General features: G+C 70.4%; 1 pseudogene. It reads left to right on the top strand.

What is annotated here, in order from left to right:
- Window positions 1-307: pseudogene (locus tag PUR56_RS43530) on the top strand (hypothetical protein); the annotation flags it as partial.

Below are 307 nucleotides of genomic sequence, written 5' to 3'. Positions count from 1 at the left end.
GCACGACGCCATCGCCGCCATCGAGCTCGCCCTCGCCGAAGCCGAACGGCTCGCCGGAGCCCAGCTGGTCGACCTGGCCCGGCGCGCGACCGACGGCACCGTGCAGCCGCTGGTCACGATCGTCACCGACAACGGCGGACCGTTCCGCTCGTTCCGCTTCGAGGCTTTCATCGCCACCCGCCCCGAGCTGCGGCACGTACGCACCAGGGTCCGTACCCCGGGCCAGAACGGCTCACGCGAGCGGGGCTTCGGCTCGCTGAAGTACGAGAAGCTGTTCTTGGAGGAGATACCCGACGCCCTCGACCTG

Source organism: Streptomyces sp. BE303, from assembly GCF_036290945.1.
Taxonomy (GTDB): domain Bacteria; phylum Actinomycetota; class Actinomycetes; order Streptomycetales; family Streptomycetaceae; genus Kitasatospora.
This window is presented reverse-complemented; position numbering and strand designations above follow the sequence as displayed.